The organism is Saccharicrinis aurantiacus (assembly GCF_947489045.1).
Classification (GTDB): Bacteria; Bacteroidota; Bacteroidia; order Bacteroidales; family Marinilabiliaceae; genus Saccharicrinis; species Saccharicrinis aurantiacus.
Window position 1 is genome coordinate 265316 of the sequence record NZ_CANLCN010000005.1, and the last position, 26447, is coordinate 291762.

Consider the following 26447-nt stretch of genomic DNA (forward strand, 5'->3'; position numbering starts at 1 on the left):
GTTTCAAAGTTTAAAGTGATTGTTTTCTAGTGCGCCGTTTTTTACGCACTAGCATCTTGTTTAAAAAGGGAGATGTTTGCTGTAGTTGACTTTTTTAGGGTAACGGTAATGTTATTATCAGCTGCCATTGCAATGTAATCTTCAATAATTTCTTCAACATCATGATCAATAAAGTCGATGTGTGTACCATCAATTAATACGTTAGAGTTAGCAGGTATTTTCTGTAATGCTTTACGGAGTTGCGCTTTATTAAAAAAGTACATGTTGTTCGTCATTTTAATTAAATAGTTGTTATTCACATTGGCCTTGAGAATGGCAGAACGAAAGTTTGATTTTATCATGAAAATGAATCCTACCGTAATTCCCACTATAATTCCTTTAAGTAAATCGGTAGCCAATACTACGGCAATGGTTGTGAAGAAGGGGATATATTGATCGGCCCCGCCTGCAATAACCTTTTTGTAGGTCGAGATTTTATTAAGTTTTAAACCTACATGAATAAGTATGGCAGCTAAAGCAGCTAGAGGAATGTAATTAAGAACGGAACCACAGAAAAGAACAGCAATAAGAAGAAGCACACCATGTAAGATGGCTGATTTTTTTGATTTAGCCCCAGCGTTTATATTTGCTGAGCTACGCACTATTACTGCAGTTAAAGGAATACCACCGAGTAACCCAGCTATTATATTACCAATACCCTGTGCTTTCAACTCCTGGTTTGGTGATGAAATTCGTTTGGCAGGATCTAATTTATCGGCCGCCTCCAAGCTTAAAAGCGATTCTAAACTTCCTATAATGGCAATTGTAATTGCAGCCATATACACATTGGTATTTAAAAGGCCTTTAAAGTCGGGCCAGTTCATCTCGTTCCATACAGAAGCAGCTGAAGTAAACTCGGGTAAAGCCACCAGGTGCGTGGTATCTATATAAAAAGCAGGGAACCATTTCTTAAATACCAAATTACACAATACCCCAACAAACACAACCACCAAAGGAGCCGGTATTAATTTCAGTATCTTATGATTTTTAAATTTTGGCGTATCCCACACTAATAATATTACCAAAGAAATAATGCTCACTATTGTAGCCCCAATTATGGCATGTTCAAAACTATGTGCCAAGGCTACTAGGCCATGTTCGCGCATCTGTTCTACAATATCGTAGCCAATGGCATGTGGTATTTGAGAAATAATAATAGTAATACCAATTGCCGTTAACATTGCCATAATTACCGACGATGGAAAGAAGTGACCAATAACTCCGGCCTTTAGATAACCCAGTATTAATTGTATTACACCTGATAATACTACGGCCACCAAAAATGCCTGAAACGAACCAATTGTGGCAATGGCACTAAATACAATTACAGTTAATCCTGCGGCCGGTCCACTAACGCTTACTTTTGAGTCGCTGAGCGATCCTACTACAATACCACCAATTATACCGGTAATTAATCCTGATATAAGTGGTGCGCCAGATGCTAATGCAATTCCTAAACAAAGCGGAAGCGCCACTAAAAATACTACGATGCTAGCCATGGCATCAAACTTTATTGTTTTCATAGTTGTATGTTTTGTTGTTAATAGTTTACGAATGATGTATGGCTAAGCTATGAATTCCAGTTGTTTGTAGAATCCCATTTTCAGTTTGTTAATTCCCATTTGCTAAAGTGAAACAGTTGCAGAAAAATTGAAACACTCTAAAAATGAATAAAAGCATATGCTTACACGCTTTCAAACGCAATTAGGTGTGGCTTTTAATTTTCAGAAATAAAAGGATGAATTATTCAGTTTTCAGAAGGAGATTGTATAATTTGCAACTTCAACTCGCATTTTTATAAAAAGTGAAACGGAGATTTAAGAATATTATGGTTCATTATTTGTTAAGCTCAGTATATGGCGAATAAATTAGGCAAGAATTCATTCTTTGATGTAAAGATGGGAACCATTGGTGCCTTCTTTCTAGGAGGTATAGTTTTTATGATTAATTATAATCATGGTTGGGAATTGGCGAGTATTGCTGCCGGAAAGCAAGCCCTTTATACCTTTTTTATTGGAGGAGTAATGACAAAAATGGCTGAGAACCTAGCACTGCGATTCACCAATAGAAAGCAAGCCTTATTATTGGCTACGCTAGTGCCTACATTATTAACCTCCATCCTCACTTATGGTATGCATTCTATAAAGGGAACTCCAGAGCCTTTTATATCTACAATACCTACTTTTGTATTTGCTCCGGGAGGTTTTTATGGATGGGCATTGCGAAAACGTAAAGAATTTGAGAAGAAGAACTAAGTCAATTCGGTTTCGTTTTTAAAATATTCGGTAGGAGCACAACCTGCATGATGTTTAAATGCCCGATAAAATGAAGTTCTCGAGTTAAAACCCACCATCTCACCCAAGTGCTCAAATGAGTATTTATCTACAAAATCAGGATTGCGCTGCATAATTTTTAAAGCTTCCTTGATGCGCAATTCATTAATAAAATTTCTGTACGAGCAGTTGTAGGTAAATTGTATGAATTGAGAGAGTATTTGTTTGTCAATTTTTAATTCTGCCGCGCACTTTTCAAGCGATAACTGATTTTGTAAATACAGTTTATCGGCAATCATGGCATATACCTTTTGTTTGGTATGCGAAAAAGTTGCCTCGTTAATGTTGCCTGATGCTGCATTTAGCATTCCACCACTAGCTTTGTTACTATTGAATGTTTTCAAAAGGCTAGATGCACCCTTTTCAAGCACCTTTGTTACTCTGTTATTACGGATGGTTTTATGTGTTACAAAATAAAAAACAGTAATTAAAAGTAATAATAGCGGCAGTATCCATTCCAATATTCCCAACACTCGAGCATAACTACTGTGCATCTCAAGATGGTCATACGGAATCATAAACAATAGGTACAATGAGTCTAAGTTCGATTTATTAAGCTTTACAAGTTTAATGGCATAATCGCCTTCCTTTCGGTGAATGGTTTTATAGGTATTCTTAAACGTTGGTTTTTCAATGCCACTATCGAGCTTAAAGGTATCAGTAGGAAGCATTTTTATAGGAATAAGACTCCTGTTTAAGCCGCCAGTATTAAAGCCTAATTTGTGTTTCGATATGGGATTTCCTGCCGAGTCTACTAAAAAACGGTAATAGTCATTTTTGCTATTGAATAGGTAAGCTGAGTTAATGGAGCTAATATCTGATTTTACCACCATGTGATAATGATCTTTAAAATACCAAGCATTAAAGTTTAAGTATTTATCGAAACTATTGATATGTGGTTTATCCCATAAAAGAGCAGATTCTCCTTTGCTTATCATGGCCCTGTGCTTGCTGCCAAAATTTTGGAGATGTAATGTGCGTTGTGCCGCATAATCGATGGCTTCGGTGGCAGTATAAACTTTATCGTTTTTTTTATAAAATGTAGTTTGCTTGTTGTTATCGCAATATAATTTGATGGAGCTAATGTGTTCGTTGTTTTTCAGAAGAACTGATATCACATGTTTAAAATCGGCATTGCAGCTCACAATATCATCACTCGAATATAAATGCCCATCGCCAATGCTTGCCAGTAAAAGTTTCTTTGATTTTATAATTCTTACCAGCTCATAAATGTCATCTTCTATGTACCTAGTAAAGGTGTGTACCCGGGTATCTTTAAAATGATCCTGACTTTTCGATTTTACCGACCAATGGGTTACCAGAATACCAATAACCAGCAGGGTAAATAGTATTTTAAAAATACGAGTTCCTTTCATAAGTATTAATTTGTAGATCAAAGCTGACTTTAAATCCTCAAACAATATGCCAACTAGCGGTTAAACTATATCATTTTACTATGTTATTAAACAGATTAGAAATGAGCCAATAAGCATATTCATTAGTAATACTAACCATATTTATTGGGAGGAGAATTACATTTAATACGTGAAAGACATAGTTACTAATGTATCTATTTTTTTTATTTTTGATACTTTGATTAACCTTAGTAATAGGGTGCGGGGATTAACATCTCATTCACCGAATAAAACACCCAACATTTTTTGAAAAACGTTGGGTAATTTTTAAAAAACATTGGGTGTTTTTTTTAAAATGTAGGATCATTATTGAAAATAGACAGAACCCAAATTAGTTTACAACGCGAACTTATTGATTATGGATGCTTTGTAATTTATTTTAGTCGATTTATAATTAATTGTTGAAGAATTTGTGTTTAACAATAAGGAATGCTATTTTAGTTGCCAGTATCTAAGAATAACCTAATAGTATCTTTAATTATGGATTACAAATTAATCAGCAGACCGATTCCGGGCAAACCTGAACTTCCTGTAAAATTTTACGCAAGCATTGTTCGCCCTAAAAATGTTTCATTAGATATGTTAGCTAAACGTATCTCAGAAGTATCACCAGTTAATGAGTTAGACACTCAAACAGCTTTAGTAGCCTTTACTAAAATATTACCTGAGTTTTTAAAAGAAGGTGCAACTGTTGAGCTTGGTGATTTAGGCCGGTTTAGAGTAAATATATCAAGCGATGGTGCTGAATCAGAAGAAGACTTTAAAAAGGAAATGATCAAAAGTAATAAGATCAGTTATCAGGCCAGCGTAAAGGTGAAGAAAGAAATGAAAAACGTTGAATATACAAAGGTTCAATAAAAGAAATACTTGATTAAAATGGGAGAACCGGTTCTATAGATCCGGTTTTTTTGCAACAAACTGTTGCGTTGTAAAGCAAGAAAGGCTATCCAAATCGGATAGCCTTTCTTAATATATTTTAATTACTTATGATTAAAAGAACTTAGCTCTTTCATCAGTAATTTTAGCTTCATCAACTAATGATTGCATTAACTGGTAATCCACTTTATATCCATTACCTTGAGTTAACTGTAATTTAGTAGTGCTTACATCTGGGTTTTCAGCAATTGTTTCAGAAGTAACTTTAACAATATATACTGCGTCGTTTCCTTGAACTGCAGAAGATATAGCATTTACTTCGCTAACACTTGCTAAAGCAACTAAAGCAGGCTCAACACCAGCACCAGGAACTTGGAATGAACCAAAGTTGATGTTGTTTGCTGATTGTACATTGCTATTCATTTTTTGTGCTACAGACGACAAGCTTTGGCTTGAAGCAGCTTCTTTATTGAATTTAGCAATTATCTTTTCTGCTTTTTTATCCTTAGCAACAATACGCTTAATGTTTCTTACAACATCTTCGTCGCTTACTGAGGCATAACCGTCTTCTTTAGCTTCTGTAACCGCAGCAATAACAAATTGGTTACCGAATTCATAGATAGTTGGAGACATATCGTTAACAGAAGCTTCAAAAGCCCATTGGATTAATGGTCTTGAGTTTTCTAATCCGCTAACATCTTTATCATTTGCTTTAAGTGTTGCAAAACGAGGTGTTAAGTTTTGCTCTTTAATGGCAGCAGTAAATTTATCTGCTGTATTGTTGTTTGCAGCAAATTTATTGGCCTCTGAATATACTTGTTGGTATGTTTTAGAGCTATACTTTACTTCTCTACCTAAGGTAGCAATGTTGTATTTCTTCACTTTTTTACCAACAGCCTGAATGTTGATGATATGAACACCAAACTGTGTTTCAACCTTAACAACATCACCTTTTTTACCGTTAAAACAAGCGTCGTTAAAAGGTTTTACCATTTGACCTTCAGTAAACCAGTTTAAGTCGCCACCGTTTACTGCGCTTCCCGTATCCTTAGAGTTCTTACGAGCTAATGCCGCAAAATCGCCACCTTTATTAATGATTGTCATTAAACTATCAGCAATTTTATTGGCTTCAGTTGGGTTTTGCTCTTGAATTAAGATATGACGTGCTTTAACTGAATCAGCTAACATTTTAACGTCAACAATGCGGCTTAATTTATAAGTATTGTTTTCGAAGTATGGTCCGTAAACATCACCTTTTTCACCATCCTTAGCAAAGTCTTTTAATACAATCTCAACATTTTCAAGTTTCGAGTTGATATCTGTGTAAGGAATATCCGAGTTCATTGCAATAAACTGAACTGGGTCAGTACTCTCAGCAGCAAATTCAGTTTTAGTATCTGTAATCCACTTTTCTGCCATATCCTTATCTTCTTGAGAAGGATTTACAGTAAAGGTTACATACTCAATACCTCTTTCAGCATCTTGCTTAAAGTCTTCTTTATTTTTATTGTAGTATGTTTTAATATCGCTTGAGCTGATATTAAGTGTGCTATCTGCAATTGTATTATACTTAATTGCTACAAAGTCAAAATCAACTGAACGTTGTTTAGCAGCTGCTTCGCTGTTGATTTGAGCATCCGTAATGTATAACCCTTTTTTAACAAGGTTTGAATATTTTGCAAATAACTTCTCGCTAACGATTACCTTTTTTAGGTATTCCCAATAGAAGTTCGCATTCGGATCTGCTTTTCTGTTACGTAAAAAGTTTACTACTGCAGCTTGATTAAATACACCAGTTTGCGGGTCAGTAAACATTTGACTAATTGCAGGGTGAACGTTAGTTCCTGTTGCTAAGTCTAATACTTCATCAGTAGTTACATCAATACCTAAACTTTCGTATTTTTCGCCCATTACTATATCCTGAACCATTTGGTTCCAGGCTTGCTCGCGCAATTGGTAACGAGTATTCTCGTCTACAGAAGACTGTCCTGTACGTAGTTTATTAAAATCCTCTGCTTGGCTTAATTCTCTTTGGTAAGCATTGTAAGATATTGTTGAATTGTTTACTTCGCCAATTTCCATGCTTTGTGGTTGATTTCCGCCTTTACCAGCGAAGAAGTCAGTTAAGATAAAAGCAAGTAAGGCGAATCCAATCATAAATGCGACAAGAATCCCACCTTTGTTCCTTATTCTTTCTAATGTTGCCATTCTAAATTATGTTTATTTATACTCTTCAAAAATAGGGTACGAATATACAAAAAAAAGGATAACACGAGCCTGATAACACGGGCTATTGAGAAAAAAGATGAAAAAAAGTTAAATGTTTAATGTTGGTTTATTAACTGGGTGTTAACTAGGTCTATACGATTGTTTGATGCAATCTGTATTTTGAATCTGAGGTTCTTAATTTCAATAATTTCATCATTTTTTGGTATAGATTCATTATGATGAAGTATATATCCTGCTAAAGTTTCAAAATTTTCAGATTCAGGAATATTAAGAGCATATTTTTCGTTTAGGTAATCAATCTCGGTTCTACCAGAAAAAACATACTCAGTATCAGATATTTTCTTTTCAATTAAATCGGAAATATCATGTTCATCATCAATTTCGCCAAATATCTCCTCTAGGATATCTTCCATTGTCACAATGCCTGCTGTTCCTCCAAATTCATCCACAACAAGTGCAATACTTCTGTGTTGTTTTGTAAAAACTTCGAGCAATTTATTTGCCGTCATGGTTTCTGGTACGATAGAGATTGAGCTAACGATGTTTTTTAGCTTTTGGGGTTTCTTAAATAATTGCGATACATGAACGTATCCAATAATATTATCGATGGAATCCTTGTAAACTAATATTTTTGAATATCCGGTTTCTATAAATGCATTTTGTAGTACATCTAAGGTATCGTTTACTTCAATGGCTTCGATCTCGGTACGCGGAATGATGCACTCACGTACTTTTACCTTACTAAAGTCTAATGCATTCTTGAGTAATTTCACTTCACTTGAGCCTTGCTCTGTATCAATGGCTTTATCTTGGTGTTCGGATAATAGGTTATCTAAATCCAAGCGGCCAATTACAATAGGAGACTGATCGTGTTCTGTTTTCAGAACAGTTTTCATTAAAAAATCAGATAATGAAACTGTAATTTTTGAAATAGGGTAGAGGATAATATAAAATAACATTAAAGGAATTGCCGCAATATTAAGAACCAATATAGGGTTGATTCTGAACAATACCTTTGGCAGAAACTCTGCTGTTATCAGTATGATTATGGTTGATATTAAAGTTTGTGTCAATAATATCCCTAGTGAACTATCAACATAACCTGCTATAATCGGCTCCAATATTCTACCCATTTGCAAACCATATATTACCAAGGCAATATTGTTACCGATGAGTAGAGTGGAAATAAATGTGGGAGAATTGTTATGAAAGAGGTCAATTATCTTACTTAAGCGTGGATACTTCTTTTTATTAAGCTCAATCAATAATTTATTGGATGAAATAAACGCCATTTCACAGCCCGAAAAGAAGGCTGAAAATACAAGTACTAAAAGAATGACTGTTATTTGGTCCATATTGGAATATAGGGTGTGATGAATTACAAATTTATAAAAATGATATTATAATGTAATTGTTGTTTGGGTTATTTATTACTCTTTGATATCTAGTATCCCACTAACTTTGGTAATTTCGTATTCACTCATATTCTGGTTTGCAGTAAGACCATATCCGGTTATTACTTCATCCTCAGTGGTAATTTTAATAAATTTATCGGTGTAAATCTTTTCCTCTTTTTCATCCCAATAAAGTTGTTCTGAGTTGAAAACAACACCATCTTGGTTTACAGCTTCCACATTGTTGCGTAAATCCCAAAGTTGGTCTTTATCCTTATGAATTGCGTATTTACACTTAATTTGGGCATCAATTACTTCATCCTCTTTAAAGGTGATAATTTGTCCTCCCTTTGGGTACTCAGTATAAGGGTCGTCTTTTTTATCAAAGTTTAATAATAGAGGTGTAATAATATGATACCGAACCTTACCTGAATCGGTAACAAATGTTTCGAAGTCAGTAACCTCTAGCGAAGGTAATATAGTTTGGTCTTCTATAGCTTTTAGTTCTTCTGGATTATTAGAAGTACAGGCTACTGCTAAAAATAAAACAGCAAGTAGCACTAAGCTACTTGCTGTTTTTATTATTTGATTTATGTTTTTATGTTCTGAATAACTAAACTTCATTGTTAATTATTTAGCTCTTACTTTTGTTGATGTATTAATCCATCCCCCAAGTTTATAAGACGAACCTACTGTTAAACCATTAAAGAAAATCTCTTCAGTTCCTGGGAAGTATTGTGAGTATAGCTTGATTAACTCATTTGCTTTAGCCGCAGAATTAGAATCAACACTTTTTGCTTTAACAAACTGATCAACAGCTGCCCAATAAGCAGTTTTGTGCTCAAATTCATTAGAACCAAAGTTTTTAGCCGACTGTGCATATAGGTTACCTATTAAGATATATGGCTCACCCCAGTCTGATCTTAATTCAATGGCTTTTCTAGCATTAGATCTAGCATCAGCTAATTTACCTTTGTTATACATGATTAAACCTAACTGATAGTGGAAAGTACCTTTTTGTTCAGGATCTTCCTCTAGTGAAATAGCTTCGTTATAATACTCAACAGCTTTATCTAGATCTTGTGTTTTTAAGTACATGCGAGCTAAACCATAAGCAGATGAAGAAGAAGGCTCAATTACATGAAGATTCTCTGAGATATCATATAATAACTGTGCGTCTTCACAATCAGCTCTAGCTAATAGTTTGTTAACCATTTTAAGCCAGTCTAAATTCTCTGTGTTCTCTGCTAATTGAGGACCAAAAATTTTCTCAATTGTTTCACAGTCTGCTGCTCCACTTGTAGCAAATAACTTCTCTACGTTATCTTTAATAGAACGTATCTTTTCTTTAGATTTCTCTTTTGATGTTTTCTCAATCATCTGACCAAGAATGTCATTTACATAGATGTAGCTATTAACCATATCCTCAGGACCAGCCTGACCAGCTTCATACATTCTTTCTGTATTCTGCATATAAGTAACTAAAACAGTAATTTCACTTGACGTTTTTCTGGCATCAATCGATTGTTTTAACCACTCTTGTATTTGTACTCTAGAATCTCTATCAGATTTTTTGTATTTGTATAGAGATGTTGCTTTACGACCTACAATCCAACTTTCGTTATACTTTCTGTCGTTACCAAAGTATTTAATACGTTGGTCATAAATAGCTATCATTTCTGAGATTAACTCATCTTTTTTAGCTTTATCTTTTTCTTTGTTAATGCGGTACTCTATAATTTTGATACCGTCAGAGTATACTGATTTACCTGCTAAAGGACATTCGTTATACACAATTTGCCATGAAGGAAGAGCATCCAAATAGGCTTTTTGTTTTACATACTCAGTAAATAAGGAATAGTTCTTTAAACAACGTACACTGTCTTCTCCGTGTCCATACTTTGAACCATCTTCAACACCTTTTTGAGCAAATGATGAAGCACAAAAAAGGGCTATCACTCCTGTGAATAATAATTTTTTAAATAATGTTGGCATGATGCTTAATTGTTATATTAATTGTTTATTAATCTAATTTGCGTTTAGCGAACCAAAATTCGTGTAAACTAAAGTTAACAGTAATACGACCATAATCTTCAGTGTAATCGCTTGCGCCAGATAAATTTCGTTGTCCGTATTCAAACGAAAGATTTATCATTGTTTTAGATCTCCTTAGTGGTAAACCTAGTCCAAAAGTTATGCCATAGTTGTTAAGGTCTTCTCCTGAGAGACTTACGTATTCGTTTTTGTAGAATCCACCTGCTCTATATCTAATACGCGATAGATAATTATTAACGGCTCTATCTTTTGGAATAAACTCGGCTCCAACGGAGTATCTTTGAGTATTTCTTAAGTAGTCATCACTAAAGTTGATATCTTCCCATTGTTCAAATTCGTAATCAAACCCTAACTTTAGTTTTTCTTCTATGTTGTACGATAATCCTAAACCAAGTTTGGCTGGTATCTGAAATTCATCACCATCATACGATCCAGTATTATAGGTTATCGTGTCAATTCTGCCTGAAGGGCTAAATAGGTTAAAATCATCACCAAAAGTCTCTCCACTTGCTTGGTATAAGGTTCTCTCACCGCTAAGGCCTTGTTTTGGTTGATATGTAGCTCCAATGATTAATGATTTATCATCAGCAATATTTATTTTATACTGTGCACCAAAGTCAAAATTTACGCTTCCTACAGTCATCTTTCTGTGTGAACCATACTTTTGAGCTGTGGCATCACTGAATGTAGCTTGAGACATATTCTCAAGTGTACCAAAAATGTAATTTACATTTGCTCCGATCGAAAGGTTAGACCCTATTTTATAAGATAAACCTAGATAGAGTTCTGTTAAGTTTCCATCACCAGTTAAATTTGAAACAGAAGTGGTATTGTCGTATTCTGTAATGGTTTGATATTTATACCCACCACTTGAGAATGGCTTAAACCCTGCTGTTGCAGATGCTTTGGGGGTAATTGAAAAACCTAGTGCTACGTAATCAAATACGGTATTGCTATAGTACGCTTTTTCATTTCCACTATTTATTCCTTGCCAAAAATACGACATACCAGCATCAAAGTAGAATGAAAGCGAATCCATCGATGCATTAGCAGCTGGATTTAAATTGTTAATTCCATATGCTGATTGGAATGCAATTCCGGTGTGTCCCATAGCTCCATATCCCGAATAGGAAATATTTTGCATCTCACCATAACCATATCTCGATAATGGAGAATACGTACGTTGCTGAGCCGAAACTGAAAGTGTGCTTAAAATGGTTACGCATAACACTAGCAAGAGTGTTAATTTATTGTATTTATGCATTATAATCTAGTATTGTATTTAATCCGGTTAGTACCAAATTTGGAATTACAAAGATGCGATTTTTTAGATTGTTGGCAAAAAAATCTACATCTCCACCTGTTAAAATAGTTTTGGTGTTGTTATTCAGTGTTTTAAAGTGGTTTATGTAGCCTTCTATTTCGAAAATAAGGCTGTTTTGTACCCCTGACCAAATTGCCTCTTGAGTATTTTGACCCAAAAAGGGCGAATTATTATTCAGTTCCAATAGTGGTAATTTACCTGTATTCTGCTTTAATGAATTGAAACGTGTTTGTAATCCTGGAGATATATTTCCACCATTAAACACATTATCAGAACGTAAATAGTCAATCGTTATTGCCGTGCCAGCATCGATAATTAATTTCGGATTATCTGGAAATAAGTTATAAGCTCCAGCGAGCGCTGCAATTCTATCTTTGCCGAGTGTTTGCGGACTTAAATATTCATTTTTAAAGGGTACGGGAGTGTTAGTATCAAGCAATAAAATATTTGAAGAGCCAAATACTTTTTCACTTCCATTAAAGATAGCACTCTGTTCTACTTTATCACGTACCGATGATATAATCACATTTTTAATCGGGTAGTTTACTTGTAACTGCTTAAGAGTATTTTCATCAAGAGATTTGCCTGAATAAGAATATTCAAGTTGACCCTTATCAAAAACCCCTATTTTATTGAAGGTATTTCCCTGATCAATGACTAAATTCACGAATAATTAATTTTAAAAGCGTCCAAAAATAGCATTTTTAAATTCGATATAAAAGATGTTCTTAATCATGCTTTTAAATATATAAGAGAGTTGAAACATAGCCATATATTTTATGAGGAGAATTTTGATTGTTGAGGATGATCGTTTTATAACAGCGATATTCACCATGTTTATTAAAGAACTTGGTCATGAGTTGATTGGCAGATGTGCTTCAGGTATTGAGGCTCTCGAGATTTCTAAAAAGGTGAAACCTGATGTTGTATTAATGGATATACATTTAGAGGGTGAGCTTGATGGTATTCAAACCTCTGCTCGTTTGCAGCGAGAAATTGGTGTACCAGTTATTTATGTTTCAAGTGACACTTCAACCGATGTGATAGAACGAGCTGTTGTTTCTAACTCTTATGGCTTCTTAGTAAAGCCCATTAATAAGCAAGAGTTAAGTATTGCTGTGGATTTGGCTTATTATAAGTATAAGGTGGATCAGGAGCAAAAGCAACGTGAACAAGGTTATAGGGAGTTTATTTCAGATTCACCCATGCCTATTATATTAATTAGAGATGGGCGTATACTATATATAAATAACTCCGCTCTCGATACTTTGAAAACGCATTATATTGAGGATGTAATGGGGCAAGGTATTAAATCTTTTATCGGTGAAGAAAGCTACGCTGTATTAAAAAAGGGTATTGAAGATTTATTAAATAAGGGCAGTAGATTGACTCCTCAAACAGTTCAGTTTCGTACGGTTCATGGTGATGCTTTTTGGTGTGAAATAAAGGGATCTAAAGTGATGTTTAATAATCAGGAAACTGTTCAATTATTATTGAATAACATTTCGTTGGATAATAGCTGTTTAAAAAAGGAAAAAGCACTTGATTCTGTTATTGCCGAAGGTGATAAGTATGTTTTCCGAATTGATGAGAAATACAAACCAACATTGTTAAGTTATAGTCTAAAAAGCAATCTCTTTGGAGAAAGAGAGGTTGAAGCAGAAATTTCGGATATAATTAAGGATGTCGACTCTTTTAAGGAACAAATAGATAAAGTTCAGACTGAAAGTTGTGAGAGCTTTGATATTAAATTAATGCTTAAGAATGACGACTGTATTTCTTTTACAGGCTTTCCTAAAACTTGTACTGTCAAAAAGTTTCAAGAAATTTTATTTATTCAACAATAGCTTTACTAAAGAATAAATGGTCCAACTTAATAATATGCCTTATTGAGTTGGACCTTTCTTTTTTATGCTAGTACACCAGTATGTATATCTTCAAATATGGCCTTTATTTCAGATATTGATTTAATATCAGTAAATACCACACTAAGCTTGTTGCTTTTTTCTTGTAATTTGACCTGTCGCTTCATGGCCTGAATAAAGCCAAGCATGTTAGTAAATACTTTAGATTGATAATATGGAGACTCTTGATTAGAAACAAAGTATATAATCATTTTGCCATGTTTGAAGATGATTTTTTCAATCCCCAAATCAATAGCTAACCACCTTATTTGTACCACTTGTATTAACTCTTCAGTAGTATCAGGTATCGGGCCAAATCGGTCAATTAGTTCTGATTTATATTTTTCTAGTTCTTCTTCATTTTTTAGTCCATCCAACTTACGGTATAGTTGCATACGTTCAGCTACATTCTCTACATAATCGTTTGGTAGAAGCAATGCAGCATCCGTTTCAATGGTGCAGTCGTTCACAAATTTCATGTTGATGTCTTCTGCTTCCATTTCTTTTTTGTACACCTCTTTAAATTCGGTCTCCTTAAGCTCAAGTATAGCCTCATTAAGTATACGGTGATAAGTTTCAAAACCAATATCAGCAATAAAACCACTCTGCTCACCTCCGAGTAAGTTACCTGCTCCGCGAATATCCAAATCTTGCATCGATATATTAAAACCACTTCCTAAATCAGAGAATTCTTCAATAATTTTGAGTCTTCTGCGCGCTTCTTGTGTAACCCCCGTTAGTGGAGGAGCTAATAAATAACAAAAAGCTTTTTTATTTGATCGGCCAACACGTCCGCGTAACTGGTGTAATTCACTTAGTCCAAAGTGATGTGCATTATTTATTATAATGGTGTTGGCGTTTGGAATATCTAAGCCCGATTCAATAATAGTGGTAGCAATCAGAACATCATAATCGCCATTGATAAACCCTAGCATTATCTTCTCAAGCTGTGGGCCATCCATCTGGCCGTGGGCAACAATGGTTTTTACCTGAGGCATAATGCGGTTTACCATCGCTTCTACCTCAAATATATTCTGTACTCTATTGTGAATAAAGAAAACCTGACCATTTCTATCTATTTCATAGCTAATGGCCTCCTTAATAATTTCATCATTTATGGTATGCAGTTCAGTTAATATGGGTTGGCGGTTAGGCGGAGGGGTATTTAGAATAGACAAATCGCGTGCGCCCATTAACGAGAATTGTAATGTACGTGGAATTGGAGTAGCGGTTAGTGTTAATGTATCTACATTCACCTTTATTTTCTTTAATTTTTCTTTTATGCTAACTCCAAAACGTTGCTCTTCGTCAATAATTAAAAGTCCTAAATCTTTAAACTTCACATCTTTTCCTATAAGGCGATGTGTACCAATTAAAATATTTACCTCACCGTCTTCTAACCTTTTCAGTGCATTTTTTATTTCCTTAGGTTTGCGTAATCTACTCACATAATCAATCTCCGCAGGGAATTCTTTCAATCGCTCCTTAAAAGTATTGTAATGCTGCATGGCTAAAATAGTAGTAGGCACTAAAACTGCTACTTGTTTATTATCGGCCAAAGCCTTGAAGGCTGCTCGTATGGCAATTTCGGTTTTTCCGAAACCTACATCACCACAAACTAGCATATCCATTGGAGTTTCCTTCTCCATGGCTTCTTTCACCAAGCGAGTGGATTTTTCCTGATCGGGAGTATCCTCATATATAAATGAAGATTCTAATTCGGTTTGCATATAAGTATCCGGTGAAAACTGATAACCTGGTTCCTCTTTGCGTTGGGCATAAAGCGTTATCAACTCACGTGCAATATCCTTAACCTTTTTCTTTGTTTTGTCCTTTAGCTTTTGCCATGCAGGTGTGCCCAGTTTATTAACACGTGGTGGTTCACCATCCTTACCTTTGTATTTACTAATACGATGCAGCGAGTGAATACTTACCAAAAGGGCATCGTTATCTTTAAATATTAATCGGATGGCCTCTTGCTTGGCTCCATTTTGTGTAGACGTAACCAATCCTCCGAACTTACCAATGCCATGATCCACATGAACTACGTAATCACCCGGATTAAGCTGGCTGAGTTCCTTAAGTGAAATAGCTTGTTTAGCAATGCGTGCCTTATCTGTTCTAAGACTGAATTTATGGTAACGTTCAAAAATTTGATGATCGGTGTAATAGCACAACATCAAATCATGATCAATAAACCCTTCGTGCAATGTTTTATTGATGGGCGTATATTTTATATTACTACCCTTATCTTCAAATATTGCCTTAAGGCGTTCGTGTTGTTTCTCGTTATCCGATAATATATAATTGGTATATCCTGAATTTTCGTTGGCAAGTAAATTCTCCTCTAGTAAATCAAAGTTTTTATTAAAGCTTGGCTGTGGCGATGTTTTAAACGCAATTTCTTCAGCATCTTTAAAAATACTTCGTTTGCCAAATTCAATGGTTTGTCTGCCACTAATTTGTTTATTTAGGTTTTCGCTACTTTCAAAAAGGCTCAAGCTAGGAATATCTTCTTCCTCGTTATGACTCTCGTTGCGGTGTTTTACTTTGCTGTAAGCCTCTTGCACTTTGCCAAAAGCAAAACTAAAATCGTAAGCCCAAACACGTGTTTCCTTATTTATAAATTCAAATAGCGAAATAAACTCCTTTTGTTGTTCTTCACTATTCATATTCGGAATAATAGCCACCGACTCTAATTTAGTTTTTGAAAGCTGGTTTTCTAAATCGAATGTTCGGATGCTATCCACTTCATCACCAAAAAAGTCGATGCGATATGGATCTTCGTTTGCAAAAGAATAAATATCAATAATACTACCACGCACTGAATACTGTCCAGGCTCATACACAAAATCTACTCGCTCAAAAGCATACTCAGTTAATACTTCGGTTACAAAAGCAATATCCAACTGCTCGTTGGTGTTAATATTTAAAGTAGAATCCTGCAAAGCAGAATTGGTAGGCACCTTCTCAAACATTGCCAAGGGATAAGTAAGCACAATAGATGGCTTAGATGTGTTGGCTAAATAATTTAATGCCTCGGTACGTAATATTATGTTGCTTGATTCTAAGTTACCATACTCTGGCGAGCGCTTGTATGTAGAAGGTAAAAAGTACACCTGATCTTCGCCTATTAATTGGCACAAATCATTATACACATATGCTGCTTCTTCTTTATCGTTTAGTATTGCCAAGTGTGCACCTTGATTATGCATCATGGCAAGTAGCATACTTTTGTATGAACCTGTGGCTCCCGACAGAAATAAATGCTGTTGTTTTAAACTTTTATTTAACTTCTCTATTAAAGGATGGTTCTGATATTGCGAAATCATTACAGATAGTACTAATTGTTAATGCTCACAAAAGTAAAACTAATTATTAAAAAGGTATTCACATCCTTATTTAATATTGGGTGTATCTGGGTGTCCGTTCCTTAATGAATTGCTAATTCTTTAGAATTAAGTTATTATTAGTAAATCCTTATATTAAGGTCTGCTTGTTAGTGTCTGACAAAAATGAATATGATTTATGTTGATATGTAAACTTTAGTTATATGAAAAGTAAGTTCCTTTATTTCATCGCAGTTATACCCTTTCTGTTATTAGCTTGTAATAGTTCTAAAAAAAAGAAAGCTGAAAGTGCATCTCTAGCAGAAAGTAAAAAAGAATTTTCCGAAGGTTTTCACCTGATGAAAAACAATTGTTTCTCGTGCCACAGTCCAAATGCAGGAATACAAAATAAAGTGGCACCATCTATGGCATCTATTAAAAAGCATTATGCGGAGGAAGGTATATCTTACAAAGAGTTTGCTTATAATATTAGTGCATTTTTAAATAATCCAAGCGAGCAAAATTCCAAAATGCCCGAAGCCATCAAAGCGTATAATCTGATGCCTAAAATGAGTTTTACTGATGAGCAGATTTCAAAAATAAGCAACTATTTATATCATTCTGATATTGAAAACCCCGATTGGTTTACAAAGCAATATCCCAAAGAAATGAATAAGCATATAAAGAGTAATGCATTATCGCCTCTAGAGCAAGGACAACAAATAGCTATGAATACCAAGGGTGTTTTGGGTAAAAACCTATTGGGTGCCATTAAACAAAAAGGAACTTTAGGAGCTTTATCTTTCTGCTCGATAAAAGCCATACCAATTACCGATAGTATGTCCATCGCATTAAATGCGACAGTGAAACGAGTATCCGATAAAAATCGAAATCCCAATAATGCTGCGAATTCTGATGAGTTAAAGGTGATTGCCACAATGCAACGTGCCATAGCCAATGGAAGCAAAGTAAAACCTCAATTAATATCTTCAGATAATAAACATGTGGGTTACTATCCAATAGTGACAAATCAAATGTGTATGCAATGCCATGGAACTATTAATTCCGATATCAAACCTGATGTTTTATCTAAAATAAAAACGCTTTACCCCAATGATAAAGCCATAGCTTATAAAGAAAACGAGCTAAGAGGTATATGGGTTATTGAGATGGATAAGGAATAGTTTAGCAGCGTTGTTTTAATGTGAAAACAATCTCATCCTAAACGTTTTTATATAATGTGCTGCACGCCTTGTTTAGCATCGACCTCAGCCAGTGAACCAAAAAACTGGATTGAAATGACGGTTAAAAATTGTTTTCTGTTTGAGTACTTTGAGGCACGAAAAAGTGCGAGTTTAAAATATCGGGACGATTAAGAATTGAGTATTCTTAATTGTTTCAGCATTGACTTTAGTTTTTTGAGTGAAAAGGGTGCAGTCGACGGTCTTTTTGTCTACTTTTTTGACTGTAGAAAAAAGTAGAAGCCTTCACGGCTTGAGTGAAAATTTAATTAGGACAACATTGATGTAAAAACTACAAGCCCTCGAAATTATTTTTATTAGTTTTAATGTAAGGTGTTGCGCAAATAAACCGTTGCTTGGTCATATACAAAAGACTAGTCCAACGGAATTCGCGCAATTTAATTTTAAACCCGGATAAAATATGAGTTTTCAGCGTGACTATGAAATATGGGAAGAGAGAATTAAATCGGTACAAAATAATGAACTTATCAAGCTTCGCGAACCTGTTGATGTGTTTGCGGCAAAATGTGAAACCTTAGCTGTTGAGGCCAATAAAGATAGGGAATCCCTTAAAACTGTGGGTTTAGATCTTACATTGCTCGATGAGCTGCCTTCCTTAACAGGAGCTCTACGTTATTGTCAGGCAAGATGGATGGGCGAATTTAGAACAAAAAAAGAAGCTCAGGAGAAATGGAATGCTGCCAATCCATTAGGTTATGAACTAAAAAGTGAACTGCTTCATTTTTTTACTTTTGCTTATCGTAAAAGTCCTAATATTACTAAAGCACTTCAGCCTATGCGCAAAAGCTCCGGACATATTGATATGATTCAAAATTTATTGGAGTTAGGAACCTTAGGCAAAAAGTATCCAGAGCCTTTAATTACAATTGGCTTTGATTTATCGAAGCTTGATTTAGCCAAAGATACTTCGCATTCGCTTAGAGATCTGTTGGCATTAGCCAATGGCGATAGGGGTTCTGAAAATATGGCTAAACTTCTGCGTGATAAAACCTATACCTTACTTTTAAATAAGGTAAGAGAGATACGAGAATATGGAAGATTCATTTTTTGGCGTAACGATAAAAGAAGAGCTAAATATATCGATAGTTAATTACTAAAACCCTTAATTTTACTAGTCCCCGAGTATGTTGTATCTATGAACGAATACTTTTAAATAGTGCACGAGTAATATATGCAAGTCCTCGAGTAAATATTAATAGTACACGATCAAAATATAGTAGAGTTCGAGTAACTTGAACCTGATCTCGTGTAGTTTAATGTAGATCTCGAGTCATTTTATGTTTTTTTCACTTAAAGAGGAGGCATTTACAGTAAACAAAAACGAATTATTTTGCTTTATTTTATCAACTAAGACTGTAAAGCAAATTACTATGATAAAATATTTTACCCTCCCAGGATATGGGAACTCTGGCCCTGAGCATTGGCAGACTTACTTTGAGCAAAAACTAGATAATTGCCATAGAATAGAACAAGATAGTTGGGATAAACCCGTTCTTGAAGATTGGCTTACTCGAATAGGAGAGGTGCTTCAGCACGAGGATTTATCCAAAACCATTATAATAACGCATAGTTTAGGTGGCATTACCTTGGCGCATTGGGTAGCTAAATACAAACGAACAATAAAAGGTGCCTTAATAGTTGCTCCGCCTGATATCGAAAATCCGCACGAAGATTTTGGGGTACATACCTTTTTACCCTTACCATTAAACGCATTGCCATTTAAAAGTATAGTGGCTTATAGTACCAACGATGTGTGGTGTGCAAAGGATCGTGCTTTGTTTTTTGCCAAACAATGGGGGAGTAGCATAGTTGAAATTGGTGAAGCCGGCCATGTTAACGATGCTGCAGGTTATGGTGCTTGGCCAGATGGTTTAGAACTTTTAAAAACTTTGGTATAAACGAAAAAGTCTCACGGAATAATTTTCCAGTGAGACTTTTATCTTACAGAATTGAAATATGTTTTTTATGAACTTGAGTTCAATTATCCTATCTTAACAACAGTTCTTCTTTTTACTTGTCCCTTAAGCATCAAATCAAGCTTAGCTTGTACTTCATCAAGTGAAATTTCATCACATGCCGCATTAAGTTCGGCGGGTTTCCATGCTGTTGATAAATTCTCCCAAACCTTTGTTCGGGCATCCATTGGGTAGTTTTGCGAGTCGATACCAATTAAACTAACTCCGCGTAAAATAAATGGAAATACCGTTAAATCTAATTTAATGCTAGCCACATTTCCGCAGCAGGTTACTGCACCAAGAGGTTTGGTGGTTTTAATAATGTTTTCTAAAATAACACCACCAACGGTATCTATCGCACCAGCGAAAAGAGGTTTTAATAATGGTTTTTTATCCAAAGCTTCTATATCGCTACGTAGCATTATTTCGCTAGCACCAAGTTGTGTTAGGTAATCTTTTTCCGATTCTTTACCAGTAATAGCTACTACAGTATAACCTAGTTTAGCTAAAATAGCCACACTAACTGCACCAACACCACCAGTAGCACCAGAAACGGCTATTTTACCATCCTCAGGTTTTACTTCTTTAATTAATCGTTGTACCGACATGCCGGCAGTTAAACCTGCAGTACCATAAATCATGGCTTCTTGCATGCTTAAATTCTCAGGTAAAGCAACTACCCAAGCAGCCGGAACTTTAACAAACTCAGCTAAACCACCATCGGTATTCATACCCAAGTCGTAGCTTGTTACAATTACTGAGTCGCCTGTTTTAAAGGCAGCATTAGAACTTTCGGCTACGGTACCTACAGCATCAATACCCGGTGTATGCGGAAAGTTGCGTGTTACACCCTTATTACCCGAGGCCGAAAGGGCATCCTTATAGTTTAAAGAGCTGTATTTTACTTTTATCAATACTTCATCCTCAGCTAAAGCTGAAAAAGAAATGTCTTTTATGCTTGAACTAAAAGTAGCGTCGTTTTCTTCTATTCTTAGCGCTTTAAATGTTGTATTTGCTTCCATGGCCTTATTATTGTGTTATAAAATTTCTTATTTTGAGCAAAGGTCGAGCTATTTGTGTTGTAAAACAAGAGCTTACATTAGGTGCGCATACGAACATTTTGTTCCGAATTTAGAGTTGATGCATGTTTTGAGAATAGAAAAAAATGGAAAAAAGTTATTGTCCCATAGATACCTTTATTAATGTGATAAAGGGAAAACGAAAAGCAACTATTATTTTACATCTATTCCAAGGTGATAAACGTTATGGCGAGTTGGTTAAGTTATTAACCGATATTAGTGAGCGTATGCTTACCAAACAGCTTAAGGAATTGGAAGAAGATGGTTTAATTATTAGAACCGTATTTCCGCAAGTGCCACCAAAGGTAGTGTACAGTTTAAGCGATATGGGTAAAGAAATTCACCCAACACTAAAGAGCATGTTCAGAGGAGGTATTATGTTTGAAAAGCTTATTGAAGAAGAGGGGTGATGGAAAAAGAGTAGTGAAAATAATTATATTTGGCAGCTATGAGTAAAGATAAAATACAATATAACGACAAGGAGTTTAATTGTTCCTTGGCTTTTACCTTGCACCTTATTGGCGATAAGTATAAGAGTTTAATTATTTATCACCTTAAGGATGGCGCTATGCGTTCGGGAGAATTGCAGAAAAGCATCACTGATATTTCTAATCGGATGTTTACATACGCCATTCGTGGGCTCGAGAAGGATGCTTTAGTAAAGCGGACTATTCATCCGGTTACACCACCAAAGGTAGAATACGAATTAACCGATGCCGGAAAATCATTAGTCCCCATCATATTGCAATTGAATACATGGGGACAAGATTTTGCAGCCGATCATCACTTGTATGCGCCTGGAGAGTAGTGTAATTCGTAAGAGTGAGAGTAAATTTCGAATACCGTTCCGAACGGATCTTCTACGTAGCACATTCTAAATGGCTTTTCGCCCGGATAATATTCGCGAATAGGCATACGTTGTTTTCCTCCGGCAGCCACAATCTTCTTAACCAATCCTTCTACATCCGGATCTTGAACCGAAAAGTGAAACAAACCCGTTCTGAATGGTTCAAAAGTAGGCTTTAACTCTTTACTTTCTTTAAACTCAAAAAGCTCAAAACCAATTTTATCACCTGTTGATAAGTGTGCAATTCTAAAAGTTCCCCATCCTTCGCCAAATACATCAATACACATTTGGCCTATGGCCGTTTCATTTTCTTCAATAACCTCGGTAGGTTCCATAATTACATAAAAACCCATTACTTCGGTGTAGAATTTAACTGCCTCGTCTAAATCAGGAACCGTAATTCCGATATGCGAGAATGTTTTTGGGTAGGTTTTGGCATTTCCATTATTCTCATTCATAATAGCTGTTTTTTGTGAATAACCTTGCGTTGAAATCAGTAGTGCAATAACAATTGCAAATAATCCTTTATACATTTTCGTTGTGTTATTAATTTATAACAAAAGTATAGGGGATTGCGTTGTGAAACAAGAGCTTACAAAAAATGCATATAGTAACATAAATGTGTATAATACAGGTTTGGAGGGGCTTATTAGATTAAAAAAAATGAAATAATTTTTGGTTGGGCTAAGATGTCGTTAATGACTACTTGTAAAATACTAACAAACTATATGTACTTTTGCACAAACTAAAAAATACAAGCATGAATCAAGTGAATTGGAAGAAACTTCAGAACGGTTCCGATATTAGAGGGGTAGCCATGGATGGCGTTGCCGGAGAAAAGGTAAACCTTACAGTTGAGGTGGCCACTCAGTTAGGAAAAGCGTTTGCACAGTGGGTTAAACAAAATCAAACCATTACTGATATTACAGTTGCTGTTGGGCGCGATTCGCGTTTAACGGGCGAAAGCTTAAGCGCCGCATTTATTAGTGGCTTAACATCTGTAGGGGCAAAGGTTTATGATTGTGGTATTGCTTCTACACCTGCCATGTTTATGACTACCGTTGATAAAGCTTATTCAATTGATGCTGGTGTGATGCTTACGGCCAGTCACTTGCCATTTAACCGCAATGGTTTAAAGTTTTTTACTGCCGAAGGGGGTTTAAATAAAGCCGATATTACCGAAATTTTAAATTTAGCTGAGGCCGATAGTTTTGAATTTTCATCTACTGCAGCAGTTGTTGATACACTCGATTATATTTCTATTTATGCCGATGGACTTGTGGAGTCAATCAGAAGTAATGTTGCCGAAGGTGTAGATAAGGTAGAGCCTTTAAAAGGTTTGAAAATTATTGTGGATGCGGGTAACGGAGCTGGTGGCTTTTTTGCAGATAAAGTATTAAAGCCTTTGGGAGCTGATGTTGCCGGAAGTCAGTTTTTAGATCCGGATGGTAATTTCCCTAACCATGTTCCAAATCCTGAGGATGCCGAAGCAATGCAGTCTATTTGCGACGCGGTTAAAAAGGAAAAGGCCGACTTGGGAATTATTTTTGATACAGATGTGGATCGTTCTGCCATTGTTGATGAGGATGGTGAACCTATTAATAGAAATAAATTAATTGCTTTAATATCGGCAGTGATATTGGATGAGCACCCGGGATCAACCATTGTTACAGATTCGATTACTTCGGATGGTTTGGCTTGGTTTATTAACGATAAGTTAAAAGGAAAGCACCACAGGTTTAAGCGTGGATATAAAAATGTGATTAACGAGTCTATTCGTTTAAACGATGCGGGCCAAGAGAGTTGGTTGGCCATTGAAACAAGTGGACATGCGGCCTTAAAGGAAAATTTCTTTTTAGATGATGGTGCCTTTTTGGTGGCCAAACTATTGGTGAAGTTGGCCGATTTAAGAGTAGAGGGTAAAGGTTTATCGCAATTAATTGCTGATTTGCCTCAGCCAAAAGAAGGTAAAGAAATTAGAGTTACTATAAATACTGAGGAATTTGCAGCATACGGTCAGAAAGTAATTACCGAATTAGAAAGCAAGCTTTTGCCTAGCTGGGAAATGGTTGCCGATAACTTTGAGGGCATTCGTGTGAAATGTACCGGCGATGATGAAAAAGGATGGTTCCTGTTGCGTTTATCTTTACACGATCCGGTGATTCCTATTAATATTGAATCGGATATTGAAGGTGGTGTTGCAAATATTGCCGCTAAGCTTGAGTTGATTTTAAAGGATTATGAATTGCTAGATTTGAAGCAATTTTAAAAAGAATATAATAGAATAATAAGAAGCCACCAATCGCAGTAGTATTAATACATGTGTTTGGTGGCCTTTTTGTTTGCATAGGTGGTTATTGCTCTACTTCAGCAATCAGAATCCAATCTTGTCCGGTTTTCGGAACATAACACCATCTGTAACTTTCCCATTTTACTTGTTCGGGGGCAGTGTATTCGCCCGTTAAGGGATTAAACCATTGTGTTGTAATTTTTTTGTCGGTTTTAGGCAGTTTAATGGTTAAGCTGCTGTTGGCCGAGGGGCAAAGGTAGAGGTAGGTGCCGTTGTTATTGGTGAGGCAAAAGCCGCTTTGTGCTTTGTTTGTGGGGGTGAATGTGTGAAAAGGATATTTTTGAAATAGCTGTGTAAAGTGCTTGTAGTAGTGCATCATTGGTTGTTCGTGAGCGGGTAGTGCATCGGTGTTGGTAACTATAATACTCCACGAGCATCCTTGCCAATAATAGGTTGAGTAGGCTCCGCCAAAGGCACAAATGTAGTTGCGGTGCAGGCACGATTCTGGCGAATCGTAGTTGCCGGCAAAAACATGGTAAGGGCCGCGTTCGTATCCGCCGTGTTCGATATTAAACATGGGTTTGTTGGGGTGCTTTTGCGTTTCGCGTTGGGTAAATTGATATAATTCGGTTTGCCAGTTTTGGGTGGCCATAAAATCGACTAAGTCGGGATTGTCTTTGCAGAATCGATAGCTGTGAACGGTGAGTAAACGCTTGAAGGCATCTAAATTTCGGGCGCGCTCTATGCGTTCGCTTACATATTCGGGCGTGCATCTTCCGTAGGCTAATGCTTCCTTTGAAATATCCCAAACTACATTGGGGAATGCTTGGTAGCGTTTTATTACATAATCGAAAAAGCGATCGTCTTCAGGTGTGTTCATGGCAGGCCAGTTTACTTTTTTGTTCCAAACGTAAATCATTAAGTGGGCTACTATTTCGTTGTCGTTTAAAAGCTCAACTACTTTATCAAAGTGATTGAAGAAATCTATATTGAGTGTGCTGAAGTCGGGGTTGGTGTTATTTCCGGCAAATGGGAAGAAATCAGGACTCCCAAAATCGTGTTCGGGTTTTATTTTAGCATCGCGCTCCCACTTTATATCGTAAGCAAATAAATTTGTTACCACGTGGTTAAAGCCATTTTGAGCTACGCGCTTAATAAATACTTCGGCAGTATCTAGTTTAGGCTTGCCATAATCGAGGACAAAGAGCCAATCCATTTCAAATCCCATTAAAAAATAGGGTGTGCCATCTTCGTAAAAGAAATGTTGTGGCTTATCAGGATGTGTAATAATGCCGCCGTGGTGGTTTTTGTGGGCTTGCTCTGAAATTAATAGTTTACCTTTTTTGTTATTGAGTTTAGCATGCGATGAGGTGGTTTTGTAGGTGTAAAGTCCACTTTGTTTACCAGAAAAACGAATAACATAGGTGTTGTTGCCATTGTAAAACCCAGGGATATTTTGTTTGCTGCCATCAGGAGCTGTAAAAATTGCTGAAAATTCTGTTTCAAATGGTGTTTGGCTTTCGCCTGATTTAAATGCAATATCAATTACTTCCCATTTGTTAATATTAAATGCTGAAGCTTTATATTTTTCTTTTTTTATAGCATTTAGGTTAGTGCATATTACTATAACAAGTATTAGTGTAATTGTGTGCAGGTACTTTTTCATTGTAGTTTTATTTAGTTGTGTTTTTTCAAAAGTAAGCGTGTTTGTGTAATATATGATACGATTTTACTAAACTATCACTACTCATAGGTGCATTTGTGTATAATAAAAAACTAGACAAGCAATAACAAGAACACCTAGAATGGCTATTTAGGCGTATTTAGGGTGTTGTTATTATATTAGAGTATAATATTGAATGTTTTTTTAAATGAAACTTGCTTTTCCGCTTTCGTCGGAGCTTAGCACTATTGTTAGATACATGCCGTCTAATTAGTAGAGTAATATTATATCTAGGAAGAGGTATTCAATTTAACTTTTAGCACAGGTTATATTGTGCTATTCATTATGGCGACTAAAGTGTTTTCTCTGTTGTTTAAAAATAATCCAAAAAACTTTCATCACTTAAAGCATTGACAAAGTACCTTTTAGTTCCTACCTTCGTATTCTTGCCTT

At 35.6% G+C, this 26447-nt stretch carries 21 protein-coding genes; 9 read left to right on the forward strand and 12 right to left on the reverse strand.

Translation table 11 applies throughout. From position 1 onward, the window contains the following. Nucleotides 1-41: 41 nt before the first annotated feature. The gene (locus tag QMO11_RS08345) at nt 42-1562 is read right to left on the reverse strand and encodes a SulP family inorganic anion transporter (protein WP_282036866.1); all 1521 of its coding nucleotides are present in this window, start codon (nt 1560-1562) and stop codon (nt 42-44) included. A 333-nt stretch (nt 1563-1895) separates the two neighbouring features. On the opposite strand from QMO11_RS08345, the gene QMO11_RS08350 reads away from it, so the two are divergent. Then, entirely contained in the window at nt 1896-2294 is a 399-nt protein-coding gene (locus QMO11_RS08350) for a hypothetical protein (protein WP_282036867.1), read from the forward strand. Here the strand turns inward: QMO11_RS08350 and QMO11_RS08355 are convergent. Continuing rightward, nucleotides 2291-3748 (reverse strand): helix-turn-helix domain-containing protein, encoded by a 1458-nt coding sequence (locus tag QMO11_RS08355; protein ID WP_282036868.1) that lies wholly within the window; start codon nt 3746-3748, stop codon nt 2291-2293. The genes QMO11_RS08350 and QMO11_RS08355 overlap by 4 nt on opposite strands. 519 nt (nt 3749-4267) lie before the next feature. Here QMO11_RS08355 and QMO11_RS08360 point away from each other — a divergent pair. Further along, nucleotides 4268-4645 (forward strand): HU family DNA-binding protein, encoded by a 378-nt coding sequence (locus QMO11_RS08360; protein WP_282036869.1) that lies wholly within the window; start codon nt 4268-4270, stop codon nt 4643-4645. A 132-nt stretch (nt 4646-4777) separates the two neighbouring features. Here the strand turns inward: QMO11_RS08360 and QMO11_RS08365 are convergent, their stop codons facing one another. From QMO11_RS08365 to QMO11_RS08390, 6 genes are all read right to left on the reverse strand, one after another. After that, entirely contained in the window at nt 4778-6871 is a 2094-nt protein-coding gene (locus tag QMO11_RS08365) for a peptidylprolyl isomerase (RefSeq protein ID WP_282036870.1), read from the reverse strand. Nucleotides 6872-6987: 116 nt separating this feature from the next. Next, nucleotides 6988-8247 (reverse strand): hemolysin family protein, encoded by a 1260-nt coding sequence (locus QMO11_RS08370; RefSeq protein ID WP_282036871.1) that lies wholly within the window; start codon nt 8245-8247, stop codon nt 6988-6990. A gap of 75 nt (nt 8248-8322) precedes the next feature. Next, complete coding sequence (gene lptC, locus QMO11_RS08375; RefSeq protein WP_068473798.1) at nt 8323-8910, reverse strand: LPS export ABC transporter periplasmic protein LptC; 588 nt, start codon at nt 8908-8910, stop codon at nt 8323-8325. Nucleotides 8911-8916: 6 nt separating this feature from the next. Then, entirely contained in the window at nt 8917-10281 is a 1365-nt protein-coding gene (locus QMO11_RS08380) for a tetratricopeptide repeat protein (protein WP_282036872.1), read from the reverse strand. Between the two features lie 28 nt (nt 10282-10309). Then, the gene (bamG, locus tag QMO11_RS08385) at nt 10310-11605 is read right to left on the reverse strand and encodes a BamG family beta-barrel-assembly machinery protein (RefSeq protein WP_282036873.1); all 1296 of its coding nucleotides are present in this window, start codon (nt 11603-11605) and stop codon (nt 10310-10312) included. Continuing rightward, nucleotides 11598-12332 (reverse strand): type III pantothenate kinase, encoded by a 735-nt coding sequence (locus QMO11_RS08390; RefSeq protein WP_282036874.1) that lies wholly within the window; start codon nt 12330-12332, stop codon nt 11598-11600. The genes bamG and QMO11_RS08390 overlap by 8 nt, the downstream gene beginning before the upstream one ends. A 112-nt stretch (nt 12333-12444) precedes the next feature. On the opposite strand from QMO11_RS08390, the gene QMO11_RS08395 reads away from it, so the two are divergent. Continuing rightward, nucleotides 12445-13512 (forward strand): response regulator, encoded by a 1068-nt coding sequence (locus QMO11_RS08395; RefSeq protein WP_282036875.1) that lies wholly within the window; start codon nt 12445-12447, stop codon nt 13510-13512. A 62-nt stretch (nt 13513-13574) separates the two neighbouring features. On the opposite strand, the gene mfd is transcribed toward QMO11_RS08395, so the two are convergent. Continuing rightward, nucleotides 13575-16901: a transcription-repair coupling factor gene (mfd, locus tag QMO11_RS08400; protein ID WP_282036876.1), complete on the reverse strand. Its 3327-nt coding sequence runs from the start codon at nt 16899-16901 to the stop codon at nt 13575-13577. 221 nt (nt 16902-17122) lie between these two features. On the opposite strand from mfd, the gene QMO11_RS08405 reads away from it, so the two are divergent. From QMO11_RS08405 to QMO11_RS08415, 3 genes are all read left to right on the forward strand, one after another. Next, nucleotides 17123-18082 carry a c-type heme family protein gene (locus QMO11_RS08405; protein ID WP_282036877.1) on the forward strand — a complete coding sequence of 320 codons (960 nt, stop codon included), beginning with the start codon at nt 17123-17125 and terminating at the stop codon, nt 18080-18082. A 478-nt stretch (nt 18083-18560) separates the two neighbouring features. Beyond that, entirely contained in the window at nt 18561-19250 is a 690-nt protein-coding gene (locus tag QMO11_RS08410) for a hypothetical protein (RefSeq protein ID WP_282036878.1), read from the forward strand. A gap of 280 nt (nt 19251-19530) precedes the next feature. Continuing rightward, nucleotides 19531-20058 (forward strand): RBBP9/YdeN family alpha/beta hydrolase, encoded by a 528-nt coding sequence (locus QMO11_RS08415; protein ID WP_282036879.1) that lies wholly within the window; start codon nt 19531-19533, stop codon nt 20056-20058. 83 nt (nt 20059-20141) lie between these two features. On the opposite strand, the gene QMO11_RS08420 is transcribed toward QMO11_RS08415, so the two are convergent. Continuing rightward, nucleotides 20142-21137: a YhdH/YhfP family quinone oxidoreductase gene (locus QMO11_RS08420; RefSeq protein ID WP_282036880.1), complete on the reverse strand. Its 996-nt coding sequence runs from the start codon at nt 21135-21137 to the stop codon at nt 20142-20144. A gap of 143 nt (nt 21138-21280) precedes the next feature. On the opposite strand from QMO11_RS08420, the gene QMO11_RS08425 reads away from it, so the two are divergent. Further along, nucleotides 21281-21604 (forward strand): winged helix-turn-helix transcriptional regulator, encoded by a 324-nt coding sequence (locus QMO11_RS08425; RefSeq protein ID WP_282036881.1) that lies wholly within the window; start codon nt 21281-21283, stop codon nt 21602-21604. A 38-nt stretch (nt 21605-21642) separates the two neighbouring features. Next, a complete protein-coding gene (locus QMO11_RS08430; protein ID WP_068473766.1) occupies nt 21643-22002 on the forward strand; it encodes a winged helix-turn-helix transcriptional regulator in 360 nt (119 codons plus the stop codon). Here the strand turns inward: QMO11_RS08430 and QMO11_RS08435 are convergent. After that, nucleotides 21978-22574, reverse strand: a complete 597-nt coding sequence (locus QMO11_RS08435) for a lactoylglutathione lyase family protein (protein WP_282036882.1) — start codon at nt 22572-22574, stop codon at nt 21978-21980. The genes QMO11_RS08430 and QMO11_RS08435 overlap by 25 nt on opposite strands. A gap of 227 nt (nt 22575-22801) precedes the next feature. Between QMO11_RS08435 and QMO11_RS08440 the strand changes: the two genes are divergently transcribed. Then, nucleotides 22802-24310 carry a phosphohexomutase domain-containing protein gene (locus QMO11_RS08440; RefSeq protein ID WP_282036883.1) on the forward strand — a complete coding sequence of 503 codons (1509 nt, stop codon included), beginning with the start codon at nt 22802-22804 and terminating at the stop codon, nt 24308-24310. Nucleotides 24311-24395: 85 nt separating this feature from the next. Here the strand turns inward: QMO11_RS08440 and QMO11_RS08445 are convergent, their stop codons facing one another. Beyond that, a complete protein-coding gene (locus tag QMO11_RS08445; RefSeq protein WP_282036884.1) occupies nt 24396-25997 on the reverse strand; it encodes a glycoside hydrolase family 140 protein in 1602 nt (533 codons plus the stop codon). Between the last annotated feature and the right edge of the window lie 450 nt (nt 25998-26447).